We start from the raw sequence: 1,221 nt of genomic DNA on the forward strand, positions 1-1,221 counted from the left end.
TGACCTGCCCCCAGGATTAGATACAACCTTCAGTTAGTAATGTCGGTTGGTTTTTCTTCATATTTCCTGTTTCGCCAGTCCGTTGCGAATTCAGCTGGTGTCTGGTAATCCAGCGATGAATGGGGACGGCACTCGTTATAATCCTGCCGCCAGTCATTAATCGTTTTCCGGGCATGAAGAATATCGCTGAACCAGTGTTCATTCAGACACTCATCGCGAAAGCGTCCGTTAAAACTCTCAATAAATCCGTTCTGCGTTGGCTTACCTGGCTGGATAAGCCGTAGTTCCACACCATGCTCAAAGGCCCATTGATCGAGCGCGCGGCAGGCAAATTCCGGGCCCTGATCGGTTCTTATTGTCGCCGGATAGCCCCTAAACAGCGCGATGCTGTCCAGAATACGCGTGACCTGAACGCCTGAAATACCGAAAGCAGCGGTGATTGTCAGACACTCCTTCGTGAAATCATCCACACAGGTCAGGCACTTGATCCTCCGACCGTTGGCCAGTGCGTCCATAACGAAATCCATCGACCATGTCAGGTTCGGCGCATCCGGGCGCAGAAGCGGAAACCGTTCGGTTGCCAGCCCTTTACGGCGTCGTCTGCGTTTTACGCTCAGTCCATTAAGGTGGTAAATACGGTATACCCGCTTGTGATTGACGTGAAGGCCCTCCCGACGCAGCAGCTGCCAGATGCGGCGGTAGCCAAAACGCCTGCGCTCCAGTGCCAGCTCAGTGATGCGCCCTGATAAATGCGCATCAGCTGCCGGACGCTGAGCCTCGTAGCGGCAGGTCGACAGGGACAAACCTGTAAGCCTGCAGGCACGACGTTGCGACAGACCGGTCGCATCACACATAAACTCAACGGCTTCCCGCTTCTGGTCTGTCGTCAGTACTTTCGCCCCAGAGCCACCTGAAGTGCCTCCTTATCCAGCATGGCTTCGGCAAGTAGCTTCTTGAGGCGGGCGTTCTCCTCTTCAAGAGATTTAAGCCGCTTCACCTCAGGAACTTCCATGCCACCAAACTTCTTGCGCCAGGTGTAGAAAGTGGCATCGGAAATGGCGTGCTTACGGCAGAGCTCACGGGCAGAAACTCCGGCTTCCGCTTCGCGAAGAATACTGATGATCTGTTCGTCGGAAAAACGCTTCTTCATGGGGATGTCCTCATGTGGCTTATGAAGACATTACTAACATCGGGGTGTATTAATCAACGGGGAGCAGGTCA

Annotated in this window: 1 protein-coding gene; it reads right to left on the bottom strand. The window is 53.8% G+C overall.

The genetic code is table 11. The annotated features are described in order from the left end of the window. Nucleotides 1–29 precede the first annotated feature (29 nt). Nucleotides 30–1,150, bottom strand: a protein-coding gene (locus JGF26_RS22305; RefSeq protein ID WP_134708787.1) for an IS3 family transposase whose coding sequence is annotated in 2 segments (ribosomal slippage) — nt 30–892 and nt 892–1,150 — 1,122 coding nt in all. Because the reading frame shifts where the segments join, the coding sequence is not laid out codon by codon here. Nucleotides 1,151–1,221 lie beyond the last annotated feature (71 nt).

The sequence above is a fragment of the Enterobacter sp. E1 genome, from assembly GCF_016809815.1.
GTDB lineage: Bacteria > Pseudomonadota > Gammaproteobacteria > Enterobacterales > Enterobacteriaceae > Enterobacter > Enterobacter adelaidei.